Annotated in this window: 6 protein-coding genes; 3 read left to right on the plus strand and 3 right to left on the minus strand. The window is 72.2% G+C overall.

Annotated features, from left to right (window positions below):
- Positions 1-81: 81 nt before the first annotated feature.
- Complete coding sequence (locus H0488_RS21640; RefSeq protein ID WP_183101282.1) at positions 82-396, minus strand: DUF6916 family protein; 315 nt, start codon at positions 394-396, stop codon at positions 82-84.
- 26 nt (positions 397-422) lie between these two features.
- Here H0488_RS21640 and H0488_RS21645 point away from each other — a divergent pair, with 26 nt between their 5' ends.
- Positions 423-851: a DUF6916 family protein gene (locus H0488_RS21645; protein ID WP_183101283.1), complete on the plus strand. Its 429-nt coding sequence runs from the start codon at positions 423-425 to the stop codon at positions 849-851.
- On the opposite strand, the gene H0488_RS21650 is transcribed toward H0488_RS21645, so the two are convergent.
- Positions 835-3,033 (minus strand): molybdopterin-containing oxidoreductase family protein, encoded by a 2,199-nt coding sequence (locus tag H0488_RS21650; RefSeq protein ID WP_220794876.1) that lies wholly within the window; start codon positions 3,031-3,033, stop codon positions 835-837. The two genes, H0488_RS21645 and H0488_RS21650, sit on opposite strands and share 17 nt — an antisense overlap.
- 105 nt (positions 3,034-3,138) lie before the next feature.
- Between H0488_RS21650 and H0488_RS25165 the strand changes: the two genes are divergently transcribed.
- Together H0488_RS25165 and era are read left to right on the plus strand one after the other, a co-directional pair.
- Entirely contained in the window at positions 3,139-4,005 is an 867-nt protein-coding gene (locus H0488_RS25165; protein ID WP_183101284.1) for a siderophore-interacting protein, read from the plus strand.
- 47 nt (positions 4,006-4,052) lie between these two features.
- Positions 4,053-5,003, plus strand: a complete 951-nt coding sequence (gene era, locus H0488_RS21660; protein WP_183101287.1) for a GTPase Era — start codon at positions 4,053-4,055, stop codon at positions 5,001-5,003.
- 22 nt (positions 5,004-5,025) lie between these two features.
- Here era and H0488_RS21665 read toward each other — a convergent pair.
- Positions 5,026-5,728 (minus strand): septum formation family protein (locus tag H0488_RS21665; RefSeq protein WP_183101285.1); only part of this gene is annotated, 703 nt, incomplete at its 5' end.

Consider the following 5,728-nt stretch of genomic DNA (forward strand, 5'->3'; position numbering starts at 1 on the left):
CCTCGGGTTCACCCTGGTCACGGACCTCGGCGCCTATCGGCTGCTCGAGTGGCGGACGCCATGACCGGCCGGGGGCTCAGGTCACGCGAAGGCAGCCTCGTAGCGCGCGCCCTCGGCGTCGGGCGCGAGCGGCACCAGGAACAGCGCCAGTCCGTCGACCTCGTCGTGCTGCAGGGTCCAGATCGCCTGGTCGAGCATCGGCTCGGCCGGTCCCCGGAACAGCAGGGAGAACTGCTGGCGAGTCGAACCGTCCGGACCGGCTCCGCCGGCCTCCGCGCCCACCGTCGCCCCGGCGAGCACCAGCGTCAGCTCCTGGCCGTCGCCGAGATCGATCCGGAACTGCTCGCCGACGCGGTCGGCGAAGTCGTCGTACGTGAACCAGGCGGTCTCGGGCACTCGCCGATCGTAACCAGGAGGACCCCATGACCGACGTCTCGCGCCGCAGTGTGATCGGAGTCGGTGCCGCCGGGCTCGCCGTCGGCGCCACCGGGGTGACCCTGCCGAGCGCCGTGGCAGGCGCACCTGCCGTGGCCCAGGCCACGGACCCGTCGTACACCGACGCGGCGAGCCTCTACCGGCGCCCGCGCTTCGCCTCCCGGAAGGGGAGGTACTTCGCGCTGGTCGGGAGTGGGACGCGGGTGGCGGTGCGGCTGACCCAGGTCGACGACCTGGAGGGCGATGCAGCCGGGTCGCCGACGAACTTCCGGCTGACGTTCACGACGACGGTGGCCGGCCCCCGACAGGGCACCTACTCGCTGCGGCGCAAGAACTTCGTGACGACGTCGCTGTTCGTCGTCCCCGACGACGCCAGCCGTCGTTCGTACACCGCGATCATCAACGGGCCGCGGTAACGACCGCCTCGATCCGCACCGGGACGCCGTTGAGGCGGGCCATCCCGGAGGCGCGCTCGAGGTCGGCCGGCTCGGCCGGGAGCACCTCGTTGACGTTGGCGCCGCCGGCGGCGTTCGCGATCTGCCAACCGGCGTCGCGGTGGCCCCAGCCGTGCGGGACGGCGATGCAGCCCTGCACGACCTCGTCGGTGACCCGGGCCGGCACCTCGATCGAGCCCTGGGGCGTGCTCACCCGCACGGGGTCGCCGTCGGACAGGCCGATCTCGGCCGCGTCCTTCGGGTGGACCATGGCGAGCTGCCGCCGATCGGGGTCGCGGTGCTTCGGGGTGTTGTGCATCCAGGAGTTGTGGGAGCGCACGTCGCGGCGGCCGATGAGCAGCAGCGGGTAGTCGGCGTCCGGCGGTGGGGCGTCGAGCAGGCGGGCGAGCTCGCGCTCGATCACGTCACCGTCAAGGCGCACCTTGTGGCCGCGGTGGAAGACCTTGCGCCTCAGCACGCCGGCCTCGAGGTGCTCGGCCAGCACGATGCCCCGGGGGTGCTTCTTCAGCTTGGCGATCGAGAGACCGCCGCGTCGGAGCCCGAACCGGTCGCCGTCACGGCCGGTGCGCAGCAGCAGGTCGATCAGCAGCGCCGGGGTGACTCGTCCGGCCGCCGGCGCGAGGGCGCGCAGGGCGAGGCGGCCCATCCGTCCCGTCCCGACCAGCTTGGTGGCCAACCCAGTGACGACGGCGAAGCCGAGCTCGCGGCCGAGGTCGTCGATGATCTCCCAGTCCGGCCGCGCCTCGCCCCGCGGCGGCACGACCGCCTCGGTCCATTGCACGAACGGCTTGAGGTGGAAGTCGAGCGCGGCGACCACCAGGTCGTCGCGCTCGAGGAACGTGGCGGCCGGCAGCACGTAGTCGGCGTGCCGGTGCGTCTCGTTGAGGTAGAGGTCGATGCCGACCTGCAGGTCGAGCTTGCCGAGGGCCCGCTCCAGGCCGGTGCTGCCCGGCACGGAGAGCACCGGGTTGCCGGCCGAGACGATCAGCGCCCGCAGCTGGCCCTTGCCGGGCGTCTCGATCTCCGCGGCCATCAGCGGCGCGGGCAGCTGGCCGATCACCTCGGGCAGGTCGCCGACCCGCGACCGGTAGGTGTCGTAGGTGTCGATGCCCGCCAGGTGAGCGATCCGGGTCAGGTCGATCGTGCCGCGGCCGAAGAGCAGCCCGCCCTCCCGGTCGAGGTTGCCGGTGACGATGGTGAGCGCGTCGATGAGGACGTTGACCAGGGTCGCGTGGGCGCCGAGGCAGGCTCCCGTCCGTCCGTGCGCCGCGGCGGTCCGAGCGGTGGCGAAGTCGCGCGCGAGGGTCCGGATGTCGGCGGCGGGCACGCCGCAGCGCTGCTCGGCGAGGTCCGGCGGGCACTGCTCCGCGGCGACGCGGAGCGCGTCGATGCCCGTGGTCTGCGCCGCGATCGCCGCCTCGTCGGCGAGCCCCTCGGCGAAGATCACGTTGAGCATGGCGAGCAGCAGCCACGCGTCGCCGTCGGGGCGGACGCCGACGTGCTCGAACGCGCGCGCCGTCTCGGTGCGGCGCGGGTCGACCACGACGACCCGGCCGCCGCGGGCGACGATCTCGGTGAACCGCTCGCGCAGGTTGCCGGCGCTGATCAGGCTGCCGCGGGAGACCAGTGGGTTGGTGCCGATCAGGAGCGCGAAGTCGGTGCGCTCCAGGTCCGGCACCGGCACGACGACGGGGGAGCCGTAGAGGAGCGCGGAGGCGACGAACCGGCTGGACGTGTCCTGGGTGTTCGGCGTGTAGAGGTGCCGCGAGCCGAGTCCGCGGAGGAACCAGCCCAGCCAGAGCGCGTGGGAGTGGCTGAACGCGGTCGGGTTGCCGCCGTACCAGCCGATCGACCCGCCGCCGTGCCGGCTGCGGATCTCCCGCAGCCGCGCACCGATCTCGCGGAGGGCGGTCTCCCAGGAGATCTGCTCGAACTCGCCGTCCGGCCGCCGGCGCAGCGGGTGCAGCACCCGGTCGTCGTCGTTCTGGACGTGCAGGAACTCCAGGCCCTTGGGGCAGGAGAAGCCGGCCGTGATCGGGTGGTCCTTGTCCGGGCGGATCTGGATCAGCCGGTCGTCCTCGACGGTGGCGACCATGCCGCAGGTCGGCTCGCAGATCCGGCAGAACGTCGCGTGCTCGCTCACCCGTCGCACCCTAGACCCGATCGCGGCCAGTAGCGAGAGGATCCGCCCCTTCTTCTATCGCGGCCTGGACTGCGACATCGCGTCGTGGGTCGATAGCCTGACCGGGTGAGCACCCGCGCAGAGCAGTACGTCGCCGACGTGCTCCGCCGCGAGCAGCTGTCCCCCCGCCTGGTGCGCCTGACCCTCGGCGGTCCCGGCCTCGCCGGCTTCACCTCGACCGGCATCGCCGACGAGTGGGTCGGCCTGATCGTGCCCGGCCAGTTCCAGAGCCGCTACTACACGGTGCGGTCGTGGGACGGTGTCGAGTTGGTGCTCGACGTGGTCGTGCACGACGTCGGTCTGGTGACCGAGTGGGCCAGCGGCGACTGCGTGGGCGACCAGGTCACGATCACCGAGCCGAAGGGATCGTTCGCGATGCCGGAGGGTGCGTCCTGGTTGCTGCTGGTGGGCGACCTCACGGCCCTGCCGGCCATGGCGCGGATCGCCGAGACCCACGCCGCTGCGGTGCCGACCCGGATCTGGGCCGAGGTGCCCGATCTCGAGGAGCTCGGGGGCTACCTGCCCGAGACCGCCGACACCACCTGGCTGTCATCGGTGGGCGAGGTGTCTCGTGACGGTCGCAGCGCGACCTCCTCGACCACCGAGGGAGACGACCGTGGCGGGACCAGTCGACTGGCAGCGGCGGTCGAGCAGATCGACTGGCCGGAGGGTGACGGCTACTTCTGGATGGCGGGGGAGTCCGCGCAGATGCGCGCGATCCGCAAGTACCTGATGCGGGAGCGACGACTGCCGTCGACGGCGTACGACGTGATGGGCTACTGGCGCGCGGTCGCGGCTCGACAGCCCCGGCCGGTCGACCCGGGCCCGATCTGGCGCGCCGGCAAGGCCGCCGGGAAGTCCGACGACCAGATCTGGGCCGACTACGACCGCGCCTCCCAGGAACAGGCTTCACAGGAACAGGTGCAGCAGTGAGCGACGACGACTTCGACGACGAGATGGACGAGGACTTCGCCGACGGGATGCCCGCGCCCGCTCCGGCGACCTTCACCGCGACCGAGGGGTTCCGCAGCGGCTTCGCCTGCTTCGTCGGCCGCCCCAACGCCGGCAAGTCGACGCTCACCAACGCTCTGGTCGGCCAGAAGATCGTCATCACGTCCGACAAGCCGCAGACCACGCGCACCGTCGTGCGCGGCATCGTGCACCGCCCCGACGGCCAGCTGGTGCTCGTCGACACCCCTGGACTGCACAAGCCGCGCACCCTGCTGGGCGAGCGGCTCAACGACCTGGTGATGGCGACCTGGTCCGAGGTCGACGTGGTCGCGGTCTGCTTCCCGTGCGACGAGAAGATCGGGCCGGGCGACAAGTTCCTGGTCAACGAGCTCGCCAAGGTCCGTCGTACGACCAAGATCGCGGTGGCCACCAAGACCGACCTGGCCGATGCGGAGCGGATCGGCAACCACCTGCTCGACATCGCCCGGCTCGGCGAGGAGACCGGCACCGACTGGGCCGAGATCGTGCCGGTCTCGGCCGTGGCCGGCGACCAGGTCGACCTGCTCGCGCAGCTCCTCGTCGGCCTCATGCCCGAGGGGCCGGCGCTCTATCCCGACGGCGACCTGACCGACGCGCCCGAACAGGTGCTCGCGGCCGAGCTGATCCGCGAGGCCGCGCTCGACGGAGTCCACGACGAGCTCCCGCACTCGATCGCGGTGGTCGTCGAGGAAATGGGGCTGCGGGAGGGCCGGCCCGACGACAAGCCGCTCCTCGACATCTACGCCAACCTCTACGTCGAGCGCGACTCCCAGAAGGGCATCGTGATCGGCAAGAAGGGCGCCCGGCTCCGCCAGGTCGGCACCGTCGCCCGCAAGCAGATCGAGTCCCTGCTCGGCACTCCCGTCTACCTCGACCTCCACGTCAAGGTCGCGAAGGACTGGCAGCGCGACCCGCGCCAGCTCCGCAAGCTCGGCTTCTGATCCGCCGAAGCAGCAGGGTCGGTCAGTCGGGAGCCCAGCACAGGCCGTAGGTCTGGCCCATGTCCCACTGCTCCTTGGTGGGGTACTCGTAGCCCCACTCGTAGTCGAGCGGGTCGTCGGCGGCGTCGAGGCCGGCGTTCTCGCACGGTGCCTCCAGCCGCGCACGGACGGCGTCCTCGCCGGGGTAGGTGCGCGACTCGTAGGGCACGACCTGGATCGCCCGCCACGTGTGCTCCGCGGCGCAGATGACCCGTTCGAACCGCTCCGCGTCGGGGGCGGCCGTGCCGCACATTGCATAGCGGTCACGGAGGGCCTGCTTGTCGAGCGCTCCCTTCAGCGTGCTGGTGGGCTCGGCGAGCGTCTCGTCACCGGCGACCACCACCACGTCGCACCGGTACCAGTCGGCGCCCCGGTCGGACTGGGCGACGCTGGGGGTGAACCAGACCGGCCGGATCATGCTCAGCCGCAGCGCTTCCTGGTCGCCACCGACGAAGGCGGGCAGCGCCTCCGGACAGGCGTCGGCGACCTGTGCCTGGACGCGCTCGGCGTCGACCGCGAGCAGGTGGCCGTCGACGACCGTGTCGAGGGTCCCGACGGCGTAGGTCTCCGAGGTGTGCGGGCCGTCGCAGGGCGTCGGCCGTCTGGTGGCCGTCGGCGCGAGCGCCTGGCGGAAGCTGAGGTCGTAGCACGCGCCGTCCTCGGGAGCCGCCGGCGGCGGGCCGGCC

It is taken from the genome of Nocardioides pelophilus (genome assembly GCF_014180685.1).
Lineage (GTDB): Bacteria > Actinomycetota > Actinomycetes > Propionibacteriales > Nocardioidaceae > Nocardioides > Nocardioides pelophilus.

Coding starts and splice junctions, on each gene's coding strand:
- H0488_RS21645 (WP_183101283.1), top strand. CDS start 423: ATGACCGACGTCTCGCGCCGCAGTGTGATCGGAGTCGGTGCCGCCGGG.
- era (WP_183101287.1), top strand. CDS start 4,053: ATGCCCGCGCCCGCTCCGGCGACCTTCACCGCGACCGAGGGGTTCCGC.